Raw genomic sequence first — 17,217 nt, 5'->3', positions numbered from 1 at the left:
GGCACGGTTCAACCGTATCCTTCCCTCTCTGTAAATCCATCTTCCAGCTAATTTTGTCTCTTTAATAAATTGCTTAGAGCTCCAAAATTACCGGCATGATCAGGGGCCGCCGTCCAGTCGATTTCTGGATGAAACGCTTGAGATCGATACGGATCTTCTCTTTGACGACACCGTAATCCCCGCGTTCTTCTTCCGTGGAGGCGTCCAAGGTCTTTAGTACAACACTGCGAGCCTCTTCCGTCAGGTCCCCAGCCGCGAAGCCTCTGGTTACGACTTCCGGTTGAGCTTCCAGCTTGCCTGTGATCTTGTTGATCGTAATGATCGGCAGGACAATTCCATCCTCGCTGAGAGCCCGGCGATCCCGAATCACCAGATCCTCAACTACATCGGCTGTGGAGCCGGAATCAATGAGCACCCGACCAGCTTGTACTCGGTCGCCCTTCTGGATACTGTCCGGGCCGAGCTCGAGGACGTCGCCATTCTCAAGCAGGAGGGCTGTGTCAATTACGCCCGTGCCAAGCGCCAGATCGGCATGCTTTTTCAGATGCCGGTAGTCTCCGTGGACTGGAATAAAGAACTTCGGACGCAGCAAGTTGATGAGGAGCCGCAATTCTTCCTGGCTGCCATGTCCGCTGACGTGGATCAAACCCGAAGCATGATCGTCGAAGATGACCTGAGCTTCCCGCCGGTAAAGGTGATCGATGACCCGAAAGATGCTCTTTTCGTTCCCCGGAATGACCCTGGAACTGAGAACCACCGTATCTCCCGGTTCGATGTGAGCATGTTTGTGATTGTCAACGGCCGCCCGAGAGAGGGCGCTCATGGGTTCTCCCTGGGTGCCGCTGATCAGAACCATCAGCTCCTCGGGAGCATAATCGCGAATCTGTCCTGGATTGATGATCAAGCCAGGCTGCACATTGAGATATCCCAGATCCTGGGCAATCTCAGAGGATTCGACCATGGATCGACCGATGATTGCGACCTTACGATGGTGTACCTGTGCCAGTTCCAGCGCAATCTTCATCCGGTAGATCGAGGAGGAGAAACAGCTAAAGAAGAGTTTCTTCTTCGTCCGGGAGAAGATCTCATCCAGACGGGGACGAACCGATGCCTCACCCGGCGTATATCCCGGACGATCGACATTGGTCGAATCCTGAAGAAGAGCCAGCACCCCTTTGTTGCCGTAATCCGCAAATGTATGCAAATCAAAGGGTTTATCGTCCAGCGGCGAGAGGTCGATCTTGAAGTCGCCGGTGTGGATGATAACCCCGACGGGAGTTGTAATCGCCAAGGAGACGCAGTCCACCAAGCTGTGGGTCACGTGAATTGGCTCGATTGTGAACGGGCCAATCGTGAACTTCTTCTTCGGGGCGATTTCGATCAACTCTGTCTGGTCCAGCAGCTTTTGCTCTTCCAGCTTGCCTTCTACATACGCCAAGGTGAATTCTGTGCCATAAACAGGTACGTTCAGTTCGCTCAGAATCCACGGCAGGCCGCCGATGTGGTCTTCGTGGCCGTGGGTCAGAATGATGCCCCGGACGAACTCTCGGTTTTCAACCAGGTAGGTAATATCCGGCACGACGATATCGACGCCGAGGAGCTCGGTTTCCGGGAACATCAACCCGGCATCGATCACAATAATGTCGTCCTGCCAGCGCAGCACCATGCAGTTCATGCCGAACTCGCCCAGGCCGCCCAGCGGAATGATTTTCAGCTTATCTGCTTGCATTGTTTGAATCTTTGATGCTAACACCCATACAAGACAAAGACTACCGAAGCAAATCTTCGAGAGTCGTGCTCAGGTCTGTCTTCTCGTCGCGATACTTAATGATTACAGGGGTGTAGAGGCTGAGTTCCCATTCCATGCCCTTACCTTTTCGAATGGCACGGGAGCCGGGAACGACGACTGCGCCCTCCGGAATAATGAGCGGAGTCTCGGCTGTTGCCTTGAGTACCTCTCCTCGAACCACGTCATAGACCGGAGTTCCACGAGTCAGGATGGTTCCTGCCGCCAGAACAGCTCTACGGCGAACAACGGTTCCTTCGTAGACTCCGCAGTTGCCGCCAACCAGAACGTCGTCTTCCAGGATTACAGGACTGGCGTTGACCGGCTCCAAAACGCCACCAATCTGTGCTGCGGCGCTGAGGTGCACACGCTTACCGATCTGAGCGCAACTTCCTACCAGGGCGTGAGAGTCGACCATCGTGCCCTCATCCACGTACGCTCCGACGTTGATATACATCGGGGGCATACAAACAACGCCTTTGGCCAGAAAGGCTCCCCCTCGGACGGTAGAACCGCCAGGAACAATGCGAACGCCGTCATCTGGGACAAAGCGACGTGCCGGATAGGTGTGCTTATCGATAAAGGAAAATTCGTCTCCGCCCATCTCTCGCATTACACCCAGACGGAATCCAAGCAGGATTCCTTGTTTTACCCAGGCGTTGACCTTCCACCCAAGAGGAGAGCTGGAATCAGGTTCAGCAGAGCGGATCTTTCCGCTTTCTAGCGCCTCTCGCAGTTCCAGGAAAGCGTGGACTGCTCCGGAATCGTTGGCAGCTGCAGCTCCAGCTGCGAAAAATTTCTCAATTTGCGGTTTTAGGGAATTATCGGGGCTCATGTCTTTTTCCGTATGCCAGAGTCTACCAGGATCTGCAACTTGGCCTGTGATCCTTCGACGATCCTGACTGACAATATCCTGCTTCCAGCAGGGAAGTCTTCAAGCCATAAGGCTTTGGGGTAGCTTCCGTGAAGGAGGAGTCCGGATGCCCTCTTGCGACCTGTATCGGGTCGCCGGAGGGCACACGGACAGGAATGGGGTATAGGGAATAAATGGTTTTTTACGCTGGGATACACCCACGAGGAATTGTTCTAGCCAATCCGCGCATGGGCCAGGAGTCCCAATTCACTCGCTATCTTTTCCAGACGCGCTTTGGTCTCACGGCTGGGTGCCATTAACGGTAAGCGGCAAGATTCCTTCATGCGGCCCATCATGGCGAGAACGGCTTTTGCCGGGGCTGGATTAGATTCCAGGAAATTTGCTTCCATGAGAGGGAAATATTTCTTGTTCAAGCTGCGAGCAGTATCCCAATCTCCTTGTATCCCGGCATTTACCATTTCCGATAATTCTGTGGGAACTTCATTTGCAGCTACGCTGATCAAACCCGAGGCTCCGATAGAGAGGAAGGGCAGCGCTAAGTTGTCGTCTCCACAATAGACGCGGAAATTCGACGGAAGAGCATGGATCATCCGCGCAGTCTGTGCAAGATTCCCGCCTGAATCCTTGATTGCAATGATATTGGGAACGTCGTGTGCCAGCCGAACCACTGTATCCGGCAAGATACTAACCGCCGTACGGCCCGGAATGTTGTAGAGCACAACCGGCAGCGGAGCGACGGCTTCCGCCATTGCACGGAAGTGCACGTACTGTCCTTCTTGCGAGGGCTTGTTGTAATAAGGGCTGGCCGTCAGCATTGCATCAACGCCAGGAACCTTTGCCAGTTTTTCAGCTTTAGCAACAGCTTCACGGGTAGAGTTAACGGTACATCCTGCCCATACAGGAACGCGCTTAGCCGATGTTTCAACCACAAGCCGCACAACGTGAAGCCATTCCTCGTCGTTCAGCGTGGCTGCTTCTCCGGTGGAACCACAGGCCACCAAAAAGTTGATTCCAGATTCAATCTGCCAATTTACAAGCGAAACAAGGGCTTGCTCATCAATCGAGCTGTCTTCCCGAAAGGGAGTTACCAGCGCCGTACCACAACCCATCACGTCCATAACAATTGGAGTCTATATCAAGCGGCTGAGAAGCGGTCAGCGAAAAGCCGGTCAGCCAAGGTCCTGTCAGCTGGTGAAGCGGTCAGCAGAAAGGTGCTTAAGGCATTTCCCGAAATACTGTGAATTTTCTAAGTAGGGTGAAGAGCGGCTTTCTTTGGCGGAAAGCCGCGCCAACTTCTATTGCTTCGGTCTACATCTTTTCGGGAAATGCTATAGCTGCCAGATTCTTGTATGAATAGATTGCGTTTGATTGTTATGCGAGTGGCTTAGGAAAGCTGATGAGCGCTGCCGGGTTGAGATCGGTAGCGCTCATAATTGATGAAAGTCTAGAGCTGATAGCAGGTTTAGCTGCCCGGTTCTTAGCCGACCGGCTTTTAGCTGCCCGCTTTACCAGCTGCCCGGACCTTAGCTGCTTTTTCTATATCTGCTCGAAGATCTCCCGGAAGTCCCAGCAGCCGGTCTTTCCTGCAACCCACTCTGCTGCGCGAACAGCACCTTCGGCAAATCCTCGGCGCGAAAACGCTTCGTGACGAATCTCGATAACGTCATTTTCGGAACGAGCTTCGAGAACATGGATTCCAGAAGCATCGCCCTCGCGTTTGGAAGTAATTTCTACGTCCAAGTCCGGGTTGACCTCTTGCACAACCTGACGAATGGAAAGAGCCGTTCCCGAGGGAGCGTCTTTTTTCGTCACGTGGTGTGTCTCGGTGATAGAGAAGCGATAGCCGGTTTTTGCTGCGGTTGCCAGCTCTCGCACTACCCGAAACATGGTCTGTACCCCGACAGAGAAGTTGGTTCCATAGAGAAGGCCAGCATTCCGGCGAAGTGCCAGAGCGCGCATCTCCTCCAGATGCTGATACCAACCTGTTGTGCCGACAACCATACGAGCGCCATTTGCCAAACATGCTTTCATGTTTGGCACAACAGCTTCCGGCGTAGTGAAGTCGATAACGGCATCTACACCGGCAAGACATGGAGCGGTCAAGGCCGAGGCGTTATGATTTTCGTCTTCACCGATAACCCGTACGCCATGGCCCCTCTCGTGGGCGATCTGTGCAACAATCGAGCCCGTTTTCCCTGTACCCAAAACTAAAAAGAGCATGCTATTTGGCCCCTGCAGCAGGAGCAGCGGCAGCGCGTGCCTCTACGTCGAAGATGTCAGGATCGGGATCCTTGAAGAAGGCTGCATGTAGAGAGCGTACCGCCTCATCTGCATCCTCCTCTTCGATCATGAAGCTCATGTTGATCTCGCTTGCTCCCTGGGAGATCATTCGCACGTTGATGTGGCTTACGGCATTGAATACCTGCACGGCAATGCCGTTCTGTCCACGAATGTTCTCTCCGACCAGACAGACAAGAGCTTTCTTGCCCTCGTACTTCACATCGGCATGCTTGCTCAGATCGGCTGCGATAGCGGGCAGCTTATCTGTCGAATCTACGGTCAGAGAAACGCTGACTTCGGAAGTCGAGACCATATCGACGGCGCACTGATGCTTATCGAATACCGTGAAGATCTCCTTCAGGTATCCGTGGGTCATCAGCATGCGGCTGGCGACAACATCGATAATGGAGAGCTTTTTCTTTACCGCAATCGACTTGAAGGGGCTCTTGCAGTGCGGAGCCAGTGAAATGATGCGTGTTCCTTCATTCTCAGGATTCCTGGAATTCAGGACGAGCACCGGAATGTTTTTCTTGACTGCGGGAAGAATCGTTGCAGGATGAAGAACTTTGGCTCCGAAGTAAGCCATTTCGGCAGCCTCTTCAAAGCTGACGACCTTTACGCGCAGAGCATCGGGACAGACACGAGGATCTGTCGTCATGATGCCGTTCACATCCGTCCAGATTTCAATGGATTCGGCGTTCATAGCTCCACCGATAAGTGCTGCGGTGAAGTCCGAGCCGCCCCGGCCGAGAGTGGTTGTGACACCTGCTTCATTCGAAGCAATGAAACCGCCCATTACCGGCACTTGACCGGCGTCTACCAGGGGGCGAACCTTCTCAGCACAGCGCTTTTCAATCAGTTCCTCCTGTGGAGTGGCCTTTTGATATTGCGAGTCGGTGATGATGCAATCGCGTGAGTCAACGTGGATAGCCTTGATTCCACGCTCGGCGAAACCCGAGGCAATCATCTTGCTGGAGAGCCGTTCCCCGTAGCTGACTACGAGATCGGAAATGCGAGGGGTTAGTTCCAGGATGGCGGCGAGACCACGAAGAATCTCATCCAGGCTGTCGAATTTCTCATCCAGCCAGGCTTGCATGAGGGCTGCTCCCCGGGGAGAGAGTAATTCGGCTGCTGTGTCGCGGTGACGGGCGCGAAGCCGGGCACTGATGGCCAGAGCTCCGCTGCGGTCTCCACGGCCTGCTGCTGCTGCTGCTGCCAACAGCTGGTCTGTTACCTTTGCCATTGCGCTGACGACTACGACTGGCCGTTTCCCGCGCGCTATGCGTCCAGCTACGATCTTTGCTGTCCGCTCCATCGCCGCCGCATCTTCGACGGACGTACCACCAAACTTCATTAACGTTAAGCTCATGCGTGCACCGGTAGCGGATCAAGCTTGCCTAGGGAGGCCAGCAATTCCGCATTTACGATTGCCGCGCCAGCAGCGCCGCGAATCGTGTTGTGTGACAGGACCGTGAACTTCCAGTCCAACAGGCCGCAGGGCCGCAAGCGACCCACGGAGGCAGCCATGCCGTTGCCACGCATTCGATCTAATCTCGGTTGGGGACGATCTGGGGCGGAGAGCCACTCTACGGGCTGTTCCGGAGCCATGGGAAGAGTTTGCCCCTTCAAGGGCTGGAATTCGGCCCAGGCGGCTAGAATCTCTTCCTTCGTCGCTTTCTTCTTGAGCTTGATGGAGACGCTTTCCGTGTGGCCGTCTTCGACAGGGACACGGTTGCAATGAGCGCTCATCCTTGCGTCCAGGGGCTTGACCTCGTGGCCTTCCCAGTGACCGAGAAGCTTGAGGGTCTCGGCTTCCATCTTCTCTTCTTCGCCCTTAATAAAGGGCACAACATTGCCCAGAATGTCCATGGAGGCCACGCCGGGATATCCCGCGCCGCTTACCGCCTGCATCGTGGTGACAAAGATCTGTTCAATGCCGAAACGTTCTTCAAGCGGTTTCAGCGCCATAACCAGACCAATGGTCGAGCAGTTGGGATTGGTGACGATGTATCCACCCGACTTCTTGCGCCATTCCTGCTCTTCAACCAGATGCAGGTGTTCCGCATTAACTTCGGGGATCACTAACGGCACGTTCGGATGCATTCGAAAGGCGCTAGAGTTCGAGATAACCGCACATCCAGCCTCGGCGAACTGGGGTTCCAGCTCGCGGGCGATGTCCGCATCGAGCGCCGCAAAGATAATCTTCGGCGCACCCTTCGGAGTGGCGGGAGAGACAGTCATCTCAGCGATCCGCTTGGGGCAAGGAGTGTCGAGCTTCCACTTGGCGGCATCTATGTACTTCTTGCCGCTGGACTTATCGCTTGCCGCGAGCCATGTGATCTCAAACCAGGGATGGTTTTCGATCAATTGGATGAATCTCTGTCCGACCATGCCGGTCGCACCTAAAATGCCGATTTGCCGTTTCGTTTGCATGGGATTGGTGAAAATTTTAACGTACTGGGGCGGGTTTCGAACCGTACAAATGTGTATCCGCCCCAATGTCGTTCTATATCGCGGGATCAGATCTTTCTTTTTGAAACTCTAGAACTGGAAATCCTGCGTTGTTGCCTGCTGGCTTTTCACCGTGACAGTTACGCTTTTCTCGCCCAAAGATTCGTGCACAAGTCCCAGAGTGTAGGTTCCGGGAGGCAGCCCCTTGATCTCAAAATGTCCGTTTTCATCGCTGACGGCGAAGAACGGATTTTCGGAAATGTTGATAAATGCCTGCATCCATGGGTGATTGTTGCAGCGAACCGGAATCATCAGCTCCGGTTTGGAGAAGGTTCGTGCGGTGGTTCCACCCTTAGGTGACTGGGAGATGTCGACACCCTGGTTCCCGCCAATTTGAGGCATCATGTGCACGTTGTGCATCGTGGCATCGCTGTTCGTGAACTCGACCGGCTGACCCACCACGACGCCGATGACGTGAGGGACATACCGGCAGCCTTTCTGGTCGAGGATCACGGGTTTCTGCGGAATGGGATACCTGACATTGCCCAAACCGTCCTTGATGTACACAAAGACATTGGACATCTTGCCATTGTGCACGACGAACTGTTCGCTCATGTTCGTTGCGGCAAGACCGCAGACAGGGTCTTGTGCCATATCTATTTCAACCGGTGGCGGAGCTTTCTTGGAAAACTTCACTGTGCCGGTGACTGTTCCAGCCGTGTTCCAGTCAATTTTCGCCAGGGGGCGGGTTATTGCTGGTTGTCCTTCGCGTTCCGGTCCCGCTTTGCTCTTGCAACCAGGAATTCCGGATAGAACTATGATCGCTAAGCCGAAAATGAGTATTTGCTTCATGAATAGCTTTGGCTCCTAGCTCTTAAACTCTTGGTAAGTGTGCCGAAGGCACGATCAAAGGAGTGCCACATTCCGAATGACACCGGAGTTCTGCCGGTACTCTTCGGTTGTGGCTGGCGGCGAAATCAAAGCCTCAATGGTGTTTCGTCTCACATGCGGCGATAGCTTATGTGAGTCCGTGTCGCACCGATCTTGTGTTTTGTTCCGCCGCAGATCCTGAAACTAAGACCGGGCAGCAGTTTCTTCGACAGCTGCGACAACCGCATCGGCAAAAGCGCTGGTTCCGGAGCTGCCGCCTACATCTTTGGTAAGTGCTTTCTTCTCGCCATAGACCTTCTCCAGTGCCGTTTGAATGCGGTCGGCAGCGTCTCCTTCGTCAAGGTGGCGCAGCATCAGGACTGCTGATTGCAGCAGCGCTGTTGGATTCGCAATGTCCTTGCCTGCAATATCGGGAGCGGAACCGTGTACCGCTTCGAAGATGGCACACTGAGCGCCGATATTCGCTCCAGGCACCAGGCCTAAGCCGCCGACAAAGGCCGCGCAGAGGTCGCTGACGATGTCACCATACAGATTTTCAAGCAACAGCATGTCGTATTGGTAAGGATTCATGACCAATTGCATGCAAGTGTTGTCGATGATGTGCTCTGCATAGGTGATTTGAGGAAAGGACTCCGAGACCTTGCGGGAGCAGCTCAGAAAGAGCCCGTCGGAGAGCTTCATGATGTTGGCTTTATGAATCGCATGAATCTTCTTGCGGCCGTGTTTCTTTGCGTATTCAAAGGCAAAGCGGGCAATCCGCGTCGAGGCTTTTTCTGTAATGACTTTAAGGCTCTCGATGACGCCGGGAACGACTTCATGTTCCAGACCGACGTATAAACCTTCAGTGTTCTCGCGGATGATGATGAGATCGACGCCGGGATATTTAGTCTCCAGGCCGGGAAGATTCTTTACTGGCCGGAAGTTTGCATAGAGTTCGAATTTCTTTCGCAGGGTAACGTTGATGGATTTAAAGCCACCCCCGATGGGGGTCGTTACCGGGCCCTTGAGGGCGACACGATTTTTCTCGATGGAATCGTAAAGTTCTTTGGGAATGTATTCGTTATGCTTTGCAAAGGCATCCGCCCCTGCATCGTAGCGCTCCCAGTCGAATTTCACGCCGGATGCTTTAAGAATACGTATGACTGCATTTGAGACCTCCGGGCCGATGCCGTCGCCGGGGATGAGCGTTACCTTGTGCACCTTGCCACTTGCCATATTGTTGTATTTTCTCCAGTTTTGGATACAAATGCGGGTTAGGTTTTCGTTTGGTTATTCTTCCTTCGAGCTGAGTCTCTGCTGGTTAGCAGTTGTTCTAATTCTTCCTTGAATTCGCGCACGTCCGTGAAATCACGGTACACGCTGGCGAAACGAATATAGGCGACAGTATCCAGTCCCTTGAGCTGATCCATGATCAGCTCGCCGATCTCCTTGGTTGTCCTCTCCCGTTCAGGCGAGTCCATCAAGAAGGATTCGGTTTCATTGACAATTGTTTCGAGTTTTCCCGCGGAGATAGGCCGCTTTTCGCAGGCCTTCAGAAGACCGCTTAATACTTTTTGCCGTTCAAACTTTTCCCGGCGGCCATCTTTCTTGACGACCATGTAAGGAATCTCGTCGATGCGCTCATAGGTAGTGAAGCGCTTGTTGCACCGCTCACATTCGCGGCGCCGCCGGATGGACTCCGCCTCTTTGCTCTCGCGCGAATCAACAACCCGGTCTTGCGTAAACCCACAGTAAGGACATTTCATCGTAGCTACGGCGTTTCTTGTCGATTGCGGCTGGAAGGTCTTGTATCCGTCTCTTTGGGCCACATCGAATATCGACAACGCTATAGCCGGATTCTATAGCATTTCCACATGAATTCATGAGTGAGAGGGGATTAGCCGCAGAGGTGCCTTAGTCTTTGAATATGTGCGAGTTGTCCTGCATCCGGGAATTAGAGCCGACGGCGGACTCCAGATCGTACTAGCTCCGTGACCGCTCCATAAATTGCGTGAGTGGTCCGTTCGCTCAGTTTTCCCTTCCGCGGTTGTTCGGGAACTGTGGCTGCAAGCCCATAAGCGGGAAGTATTCCTTCATGAGTCAACTGGTTCAGTAGTAGTCCAAAAGCGATGCCGTTTGCAGCCTTGGCCTTCGGCCGGAACTCCACAACCGCCCCGTAGATTGCGCCAATAAAGGCTCCAAAGACCCAGTGAAGACCCTGAGCGGCTACTATTTTCTCTTTTTCATCAAGAGGATGTTCGACAGTTCGCTCCACCAGAACAACTGGTGGCGGTGCCTGGCCTTCGGTTCTTGGCGGAATGAGCTTTTCCGCATAAGCCTTAGCCCAACTTCCGCAGTTAGAACGGTAAGAGTTTTGTTTTCAGCGTGACTTTGTGAAAGTTTCCACTACATTGGTGAAATTTCCAGTGTAGTGGATAACTTAAGAGCTAACCGGTGCAAGAGGATCTGTTGGTGCTCGGAGGGTTGGCTGATGCAGCGTTTGCGAAGCTCCTGCCCGCTGCGAGTGGGGAGTACAACATCCACCAAGGCAATCTCCGACAGGATATGGAATACCTGCCGGGGTTCGTCGCCCAGGCCAGCTTGACGACACATGGCAGCCAGAGTTTTCCAGAGCACGTAGGCCAGGAAGCAAACCAGAATGTGTGCTTCCACGCGGCCTTGCTTGTGATGCCAGACTGGGCGGATGGATAAATCACTCTTGTGAACCCGAAAAGCAGCTTCGGCTTCGGTCAGCTGAATATAGGCTCGCCACAGATCCTCACCACTCCAATCGACAACGTTACTGCGCAGCATATAGCAGCCTTCACTCAAGCGAGCCCATTGACGCCAAGCTTCCACCTTGCTCCAACGCAGCTGAGCCCGGCCATCTGGTTGTTGTTCCACCTGAACATCAAATAAACCTGCGGCTCGCGTATTCTCGCCCAACAATCGTCCCACCCGATTGGCTACTACCAAGGGGTGCTGTTTTTTCTTCGAGCAACTGGTTGCAAGCTTGTTTAATCCCTGTTCGATGCGTGCTTCGAAACGGTCATGCATAGCTTGCTCTTTGCCCTGCCGCTCCCGACTGCGGCACAGGATAAAAACTTCCTCGCCTTCTGGTGCTGGAAGGATTCGTACTTCCAGCCCCTCCTGTACCTGTTGCCAATCGGTGGCCAACAGTTCCCGCTCGAACTTTCGCAACGATTGTTTGGCCGTGCCTAAGATGTAGCGCCGTCCACCTTCACGCAAGAACGCTACGTTGTTTTCGCTAACCATGCCACGATCCATTACCCAGATACGATTGGCGCGTCCGTACAGCTTCTCTACATGCTGCACGATCTCTTCGACTGTAGTCGAATCATGTCGATTGCCCGCGAACACTTCGTAGCCCAACGGCATTCCGCAACGACTTACTACCAGTGCGATGTTGACCTGCTTACAGTCAGAACGATGGTCTCGGGAGTACCCTCGCTGGGCTTGTGGGTTGCCCTTTACTTGTCCTTCGAAATAAGTGCTGGTCACGTCGTAAAGCAACAGGTCATAATCCAGCGTGAATAACTCGCCCAGCCTCTCCTTTAGATGCTTTTCCAGCTCTGCCTTGTGGGGTAATAGCGCATCCAACGCCCGATACAAGCGGTCCTCGTTGACCTTCTCTGCAGGGACTCCCAGCAGATCGGACAACGCGCTGGATTCGTAGAAACGCTCCGCTACACCCAATTCGCTGGAAGGGGAACAGAGCCGTCCCAACACCAGCACCATCGCCATCAAAGGCCACGGTACCGGCTCTCGTCCAGAGGGTAGGTGCTCGGCGAAAAACTGATCCAGCTGCAAACGTCGCATCAGCTCCAAGCCTATCCACGGTCCACCAAACTCTCGCTTCCGTTCCACCCGCACCCGTTTGAGATCGACCTCGACCCACTCTGCTGCAGGTTGGCTAAACAGCCCGGGCTGACGCTCCTCCTGTTGTTCGGCGCAATGCTTGATACCCAGACGCCCTTGCTCGTCCATCGCGCCTAGCCAGGCTATAACTCGCTGGCGCGGTCCTCGTGCCGTGCGACAACTCTGCACCAAGGCCCAATACGCATGCCGTTTACCGTCCTTGCTTCGGTAGCAGCGCCGCAAGTACATGCCGCCATGCTACCCACTATCTGCCGAGATTCAAGTGGGTTGGTCGTCACTACATCGTGTTTTTGCTCATCGCAGCCATCCTTCCCCTAAGACCTCACTGCAAACAAAGTCACTTGCTGCTTCCTAGGTACTCAAATGGTTACGAAAATAGTCTTCGCCTACCTCAAACTGCGGAAGTTGGGTTAGCTGCTGAGCCTGCGATTCCCCCGGCCAAACCGGCCAGAGCTCCCTTGAATACATCACGCATCGTCTTTGTCCTATCGCCTGGAAGCCATGTTCCTGGGAAGTTCTGATGCAGACAAAATGCCCTAACGCAGGTAGAAGCTTGAGAACAGCAAAGGGGAGAGTGTACGAGACTGAAGCTCGTACACTCTCCCCTCTTTGCTGGTTTATCTACTTTGATTCTTTCGCTGCAACCGCCTGTGCGCGACGATTGCTAACCCATTCCGGCTTTGTGACCTGACGGGAACGGCCCAGAGCAAGAGCATCCGGTGGAACATTGTCCGTGATGCAAGAACCTGCTGCGACATAGGCCCCGTCCCCGACGGAGACAGGAGCAACGAGGGTCGAGTCACTACCGACGAAGACCTGATTGCCGATCTCGGTCTTGTGCTTGTGGACGCCGTCGTAATTGCAGGTAATTACACCTGCGCCGATATTGGTACCGCTGCCGATTTCAGCATCGCCAAGATATGTCAGATGGTTCGCCTTGGAGCCTTCTCCAATCTTCACCTTCTTTGTCTCAACGAAATTGCCGATGTGGGCTTTCTCTCCAATCACACTGTCTGGACGGACATGCGAGTAAGGCCCAATCAGTGCATGGCTGCCGATCTGTGAATTGGCAATAATGCAGCCATTGCGGATAAGGACTTCGTTCCCAATCGTGGCATTTTCCAGGACAGAGTAGGACCGGATGCGGCAGTTTTCACCGATCCTGGTCTTTCCGAGTAGTTGGACAAATGGCTCGATAATAGTATCCGGGCCAATTGTTACCTCTGCATCAATGACGCAGGTTTCCGGTTTGTAAATAGTAACCCCGGAATCCATAAGCCGCTTTGCAGCTTCCGCTCGAAACGTGCTGTCCAGAGCGACCAGCTCGGCAATGGTATTGGCTCCCAGGACCTCCTCATGACGCTCAATCTGCATGGCCGTGACACGTTTGTGTGCAGAGACCAGCAATTTGGCCATGTCGGTGAGGTAGTACTCCTGATGGCTATTTTCCGTTTTCAAGAAGCCCAGATGATCGAAAAGGTCATCTTTCCTGAAGGCGTAGATACCTGAATTGATTTCATGTATCCGTTCCTGTTCCGGAGTCAGAGCCTTCTGTTCCACAATTGAGGTTACTTCGATGGGATCGTGATGACTGCGAATGACGCGGCCATATCCAAAGGGATTTTCCGGGGCGGTTGTAAGAATCGTCATGGCTGCGTGTTTTTCGATATGGAAGTCGCGCAGTTGACGAATTGTTTGCGTACGAATGAGGGGAACATCGCCGGAGAGAACCAGCAGATGATCATAATCCTTAACGTGCGGTGCCGCGCACTGGATAGCGTGTCCAGTGCCGCGCTGCTCCTGTTGCAATACAAATTGCACTCCGGTGGAAGCGACCGCGCTTTTTACCCGTTCGGCTTCATGTCCGATGACGACAAAGATATCTTCCGGCGGCACAATCTGTGACGCAGCGGAGATGACATGTGCCAAGAGGGCACGGCCACCAATTTCGTGCAGTACCTTAGGGCGTCTGGATTTCAGCCGCGTGCCCTTACCCGCGGCCATAATAATAACGGCGAACTTCACGGGATTATTCACCCTTTCCGCCCATGCCCGAAGGCATTGGGATAGTTATGTCAATCGGTTGGACGGTACCAAGCTTGCTTAGGGGTGGCTTGATCTCAGACGAGTTGCCGACCACCAGAATAGCCATTTTGCTGGTATCAATATATTTTTTTGCTACCCGCTCTACATCGGGGATGGTTACTTTCTCCACGGCATCGTGGAACTTCTCAATGTAATCCGCCGGGTATCCGTAGAACTCCAGTCTGGCCCTGGCTGCAAGGATCTTATCTTTCGAGTCGTATTCGAAGATGAAGGAGTTCAGGATGTAATCCTTGGCCTTTTTCAGCTCATCTTCTGTTACCGGCTGAGTTTTCATGCCATCGACTTGTTGCAGGACTGCCTGAATGGCATCGTCCGTAGTTTCGCTTTTGGTTCCGGCCATGGCGCGGAACATGCCTGGGTGATCATAGGAGGCACCATAGCCACCGCCAACGGCGTAAGCGTATCCCAAGCGAGTACGGACTTGCTGGAAGAGGCGTGAACCAAAACCCCCACCCAGGATCGTATTCATCACATAAAGAGCCGGGTAATCGGGATTGCTGCGTAGCGTTCCCAAACCTACGATGCGGATGTTGGATTGGTTCACATCCTGCTTGTCGACGAAGTAATAGCCGGGTTTGGGCCCCTCGAATTTAGGCTCTACAGGCTTCCATGGGGTTCCCTTGGGAAGACTGCCGAGTGCCTCTTCGAGCTTGTGCTGAACAGCTGCGGAATCGAAGTCTCCTGTAACTCCGATAACGATGTTGTTCGGAACCACTGTCTTCTTGTGCCAGGCTGCAAGGTCGGCGATCGTGATGGGCATGATCGTCGCAAATTCAGTCTGTCGGGCATAGGGGTTGGCGGCTCCGTAGACCAGCTTGGCTGCCTCCCGGTTTGCAATCTCGCCGGCATCGTCGTTTCTGCGCATGATGCCGGTGGCTTCCTGCTGCTTGGCAAGTTGCAGTTTGCTGTCCTTGAAGGCGGGATGCAGTAAAAGATCGATAGAAAGCGAAAGTACCTGGTCGAAATCAGACTTCAGGCAATTCCAACTTACGGAGGTTGAGTCGATGTCTCCGTTGGTTTCGATCTTTGCAGCCTTCGATTCGAGCAGGTCGTCGAGTGAGTCTCCATCCTGTGTTGCTGTTCCGCTTGTTCTCCAGGTCTGGCCATAGAGATCGACCAGACCGGCCTTGGCGGGATCCTCATCGCGTGAACCGCCTCGAACTTCGAAGAAGCCGCTTACGACCGGCAGCTCGTGGTCCTCTTGAAGGAGGAGAACAATGCCGTTTGGCAAGACTACCCGCTTAGGCTGCTGGGGGTTGAAAGCGTGGAGCTTGGGAACGGAAATCTGTTCCCATGGGCGCGTATTTTGTGCAACACCGGGCAGTACCAGGGTAAGGAGGGCGACGGGGATGATCCCAAAGATCTTCTTCACTTTGATTCTCCCTTTTCGGCTGCGGCCGGTTGCTTAGGTGCCTCGGTTTCGATCATGGCGTAGGTGCGATTCGTGGGGACGAAGACCCTATTCGCCACGCGGCGAATGTCGGCTTTCGACACCTTGTCGATTCGGTCCAGCTGGTGGAAGAGTTCTCTCCAATCTCCATAGCGAGTCTGGAAGCTTGCCAGTTGGTCGGCTAAACCTTCGTTGTTCCCCAGGCCATAGATCAATGAAGCACGTGCGCGAGTCTTGAAGTTTGCAAGCTCTTCGTCGCTGACGTCGCTGGCCTTCAGTTTATCGATTTCCTTGTGGATAGCCTCTTTCATCTGGTCTGGAGTGTGATTGGGAAGAGGCATGGCATAGAAAGCGAAAAGCCCTGGATATTTGTCCCCGGGAAATCCGCTGAAGCCTTCAGCATCTGCTGCGATCTGCTGGTCACGAACAAGGCTGCGATAGAGCCTCGATGTGCGGCCATTGGACATGATATCGGTAATCGCGGCGTAAACGGCATCATCCGGGTCACGATAATCGGGGCGATGATAGCCTTCCAGGTAGAAGGGCTGCGACTGTTCTTTCAAGATGACCGACTTCTCTGCGAACTGCTTCGGTTCGATGGTTGTCATCTCTTCGGGCTTTTGGCCGCCAGGAACCTTGCTGAAGTATTTCTCCAGGACAGGCATGGCTTCGCTGGCTTTTACGTCGCCAACTACAGCAACCACGATGTTGGAGCCGATGTAGTACTTGCGATGAAAGGCCATGGCTTCCGAAGCTGTGATCTGGCTTAGTTCGCTGGGCCAGCCGATGCCGGATCTTCCATAGTTGTGCGCTACATAAGACGTAGCCAGGAATTGTTCAACCATTCGTCCGATCGGGTTGGAGTCGGTACGCATGCGGCGCTCCTCCATCACCACATCCCGCTCCTTGTAGAACTCGCGAGGGACGGTGTTGGCGAGGCGATCGCTTTCCAGATAGGCCCAGAGCTCCAGGCGGTTGGAAGGCATGCTCCAGAAGTACTGTGTCTCGTCGAGGCCGGTAGATGCATTCAGGCCGACAGCTCCGTTATCTTCGGCTATCTGCGTGAACTGGTTAGGTATTACATACTGATCGGCTTCTTTGCGAGCCTCTTCGAAGGCGGTCTTGAGTTGGGCCAGTTTTGCCGGATCTTGTCCTACCCGCTTACGGAACTCGTAGTCGTAAGCTGCGTAGGTCGATTCGACCTTGTCCAGGGCTGTTTTTTCGGCGGCATAATCTTTTGTGCCGATATTCGTAGTCCCCTTAAAGGCGAGATGCTCGAACATGTGGGCTATTCCCGACTGGCCGCTAGGGTCGTCTACATCGCCGGCATCGACAAAAGTCCAATAAGAGAAAACCGGAGCTTCCGGGCGTTCACAGATGATGATGGTCAGGCCATTGGGCAACACTTTGGTCGTAATCCGCTTTTCAAACGACTGCAGATCCTGTCCCTGAGTCGCCAGAGCGCTGGCTGCGAACAGAACCAGGCCTCCGACGAAAGTGCGAAACGATAAAGGCATAGAGCATCCTCTCGTTGCTAAGGATAAGCGATAAAGGAGCAGC

13 protein-coding genes and 1 pseudogene are annotated in these 17,217 nt (G+C 53.7%); all 14 read right to left on the bottom strand.

All coding sequences use genetic code 11. From position 1 onward, the window contains the following. Positions 1-73: 73 nt before the first annotated feature. The 14 genes and pseudogenes from AC6I7T_RS09975 to AC6I7T_RS09910 all read right to left on the bottom strand — a co-directional run bounded on the left by AC6I7T_RS09975 (position 74) and on the right by AC6I7T_RS09910 (position 17,174). A complete protein-coding gene (locus tag AC6I7T_RS09975) occupies positions 74-1,729 on the bottom strand; it encodes a ribonuclease J (RefSeq protein ID WP_497793231.1) in 1,656 nt (551 codons plus the stop codon). A gap of 40 nt (positions 1,730-1,769) precedes the next feature. Continuing rightward, entirely contained in the window at positions 1,770-2,621 is an 852-nt protein-coding gene (locus tag AC6I7T_RS09970) for a 2,3,4,5-tetrahydropyridine-2,6-dicarboxylate N-succinyltransferase (protein ID WP_497793230.1), read from the bottom strand. 251 nt (positions 2,622-2,872) lie between these two features. Beyond that, positions 2,873-3,778: a 4-hydroxy-tetrahydrodipicolinate synthase gene (gene dapA, locus AC6I7T_RS09965; RefSeq protein WP_497793228.1), complete on the bottom strand. Its 906-nt coding sequence runs from the start codon at positions 3,776-3,778 to the stop codon at positions 2,873-2,875. A 418-nt stretch (positions 3,779-4,196) separates the two neighbouring features. Further along, entirely contained in the window at positions 4,197-4,880 is a 684-nt protein-coding gene (dapB, locus tag AC6I7T_RS09960) for a 4-hydroxy-tetrahydrodipicolinate reductase (RefSeq protein WP_497793227.1), read from the bottom strand. Position 4,881: 1 nt separating this feature from the next. Further along, positions 4,882-6,309, bottom strand: a complete 1,428-nt coding sequence (lysC, locus tag AC6I7T_RS09955) for a lysine-sensitive aspartokinase 3 (protein WP_497793226.1) — start codon at positions 6,307-6,309, stop codon at positions 4,882-4,884. Beyond that, positions 6,306-7,373 carry an aspartate-semialdehyde dehydrogenase gene (gene asd, locus AC6I7T_RS09950; protein WP_497793225.1) on the bottom strand — a complete coding sequence of 356 codons (1,068 nt, stop codon included), beginning with the start codon at positions 7,371-7,373 and terminating at the stop codon, positions 6,306-6,308. The genes lysC and asd overlap by 4 nt, the downstream gene beginning before the upstream one ends. Positions 7,374-7,481: 108 nt before the next feature. Continuing rightward, positions 7,482-8,243: a hypothetical protein gene (locus tag AC6I7T_RS09945; protein WP_497793224.1), complete on the bottom strand. Its 762-nt coding sequence runs from the start codon at positions 8,241-8,243 to the stop codon at positions 7,482-7,484. A 222-nt stretch (positions 8,244-8,465) separates the two neighbouring features. Beyond that, on the bottom strand, positions 8,466-9,497 hold the full coding sequence (locus AC6I7T_RS09940) for an isocitrate dehydrogenase (NAD(+)) (protein WP_497793223.1): 1,032 nt from the start codon (positions 9,495-9,497) through the stop codon (positions 8,466-8,468). A 38-nt stretch (positions 9,498-9,535) separates the two neighbouring features. Then, positions 9,536-10,027, bottom strand: a complete 492-nt coding sequence (gene nrdR, locus AC6I7T_RS09935) for a transcriptional regulator NrdR (protein ID WP_497794586.1) — start codon at positions 10,025-10,027, stop codon at positions 9,536-9,538. A 188-nt stretch (positions 10,028-10,215) separates the two neighbouring features. After that, a pseudogene (locus AC6I7T_RS09930) lies at positions 10,216-10,599 on the bottom strand (DUF1440 domain-containing protein); the annotation flags it as partial. A gap of 68 nt (positions 10,600-10,667) precedes the next feature. Continuing rightward, entirely contained in the window at positions 10,668-12,389 is a 1,722-nt protein-coding gene (locus tag AC6I7T_RS09925) for an IS1634 family transposase (RefSeq protein WP_497793222.1), read from the bottom strand. Between the two features lie 393 nt (positions 12,390-12,782). Beyond that, positions 12,783-14,186, bottom strand: coding sequence for a bifunctional UDP-N-acetylglucosamine diphosphorylase/glucosamine-1-phosphate N-acetyltransferase GlmU (glmU, locus tag AC6I7T_RS09920; protein WP_497793221.1), 1,404 nt, complete (start codon positions 14,184-14,186; stop codon positions 12,783-12,785). A 4-nt stretch (positions 14,187-14,190) separates the two neighbouring features. Then, the gene (locus AC6I7T_RS09915; protein ID WP_497793219.1) at positions 14,191-15,639 is read right to left on the bottom strand and encodes a M16 family metallopeptidase; all 1,449 of its coding nucleotides are present in this window, start codon (positions 15,637-15,639) and stop codon (positions 14,191-14,193) included. Further along, a complete protein-coding gene (locus AC6I7T_RS09910) occupies positions 15,636-17,174 on the bottom strand; it encodes a M16 family metallopeptidase (RefSeq protein WP_497793217.1) in 1,539 nt (512 codons plus the stop codon). Before AC6I7T_RS09910 ends, AC6I7T_RS09915 begins: the two co-directional genes overlap by 4 nt. Between the last annotated feature and the right edge of the window lie 43 nt (positions 17,175-17,217).

The organism is Humiphilus diazotrophicus (assembly GCF_059726315.1).
Note: the sequence above shows the minus strand (reverse complement) of the source record. Positions and strands in the feature narration are given on the sequence as shown.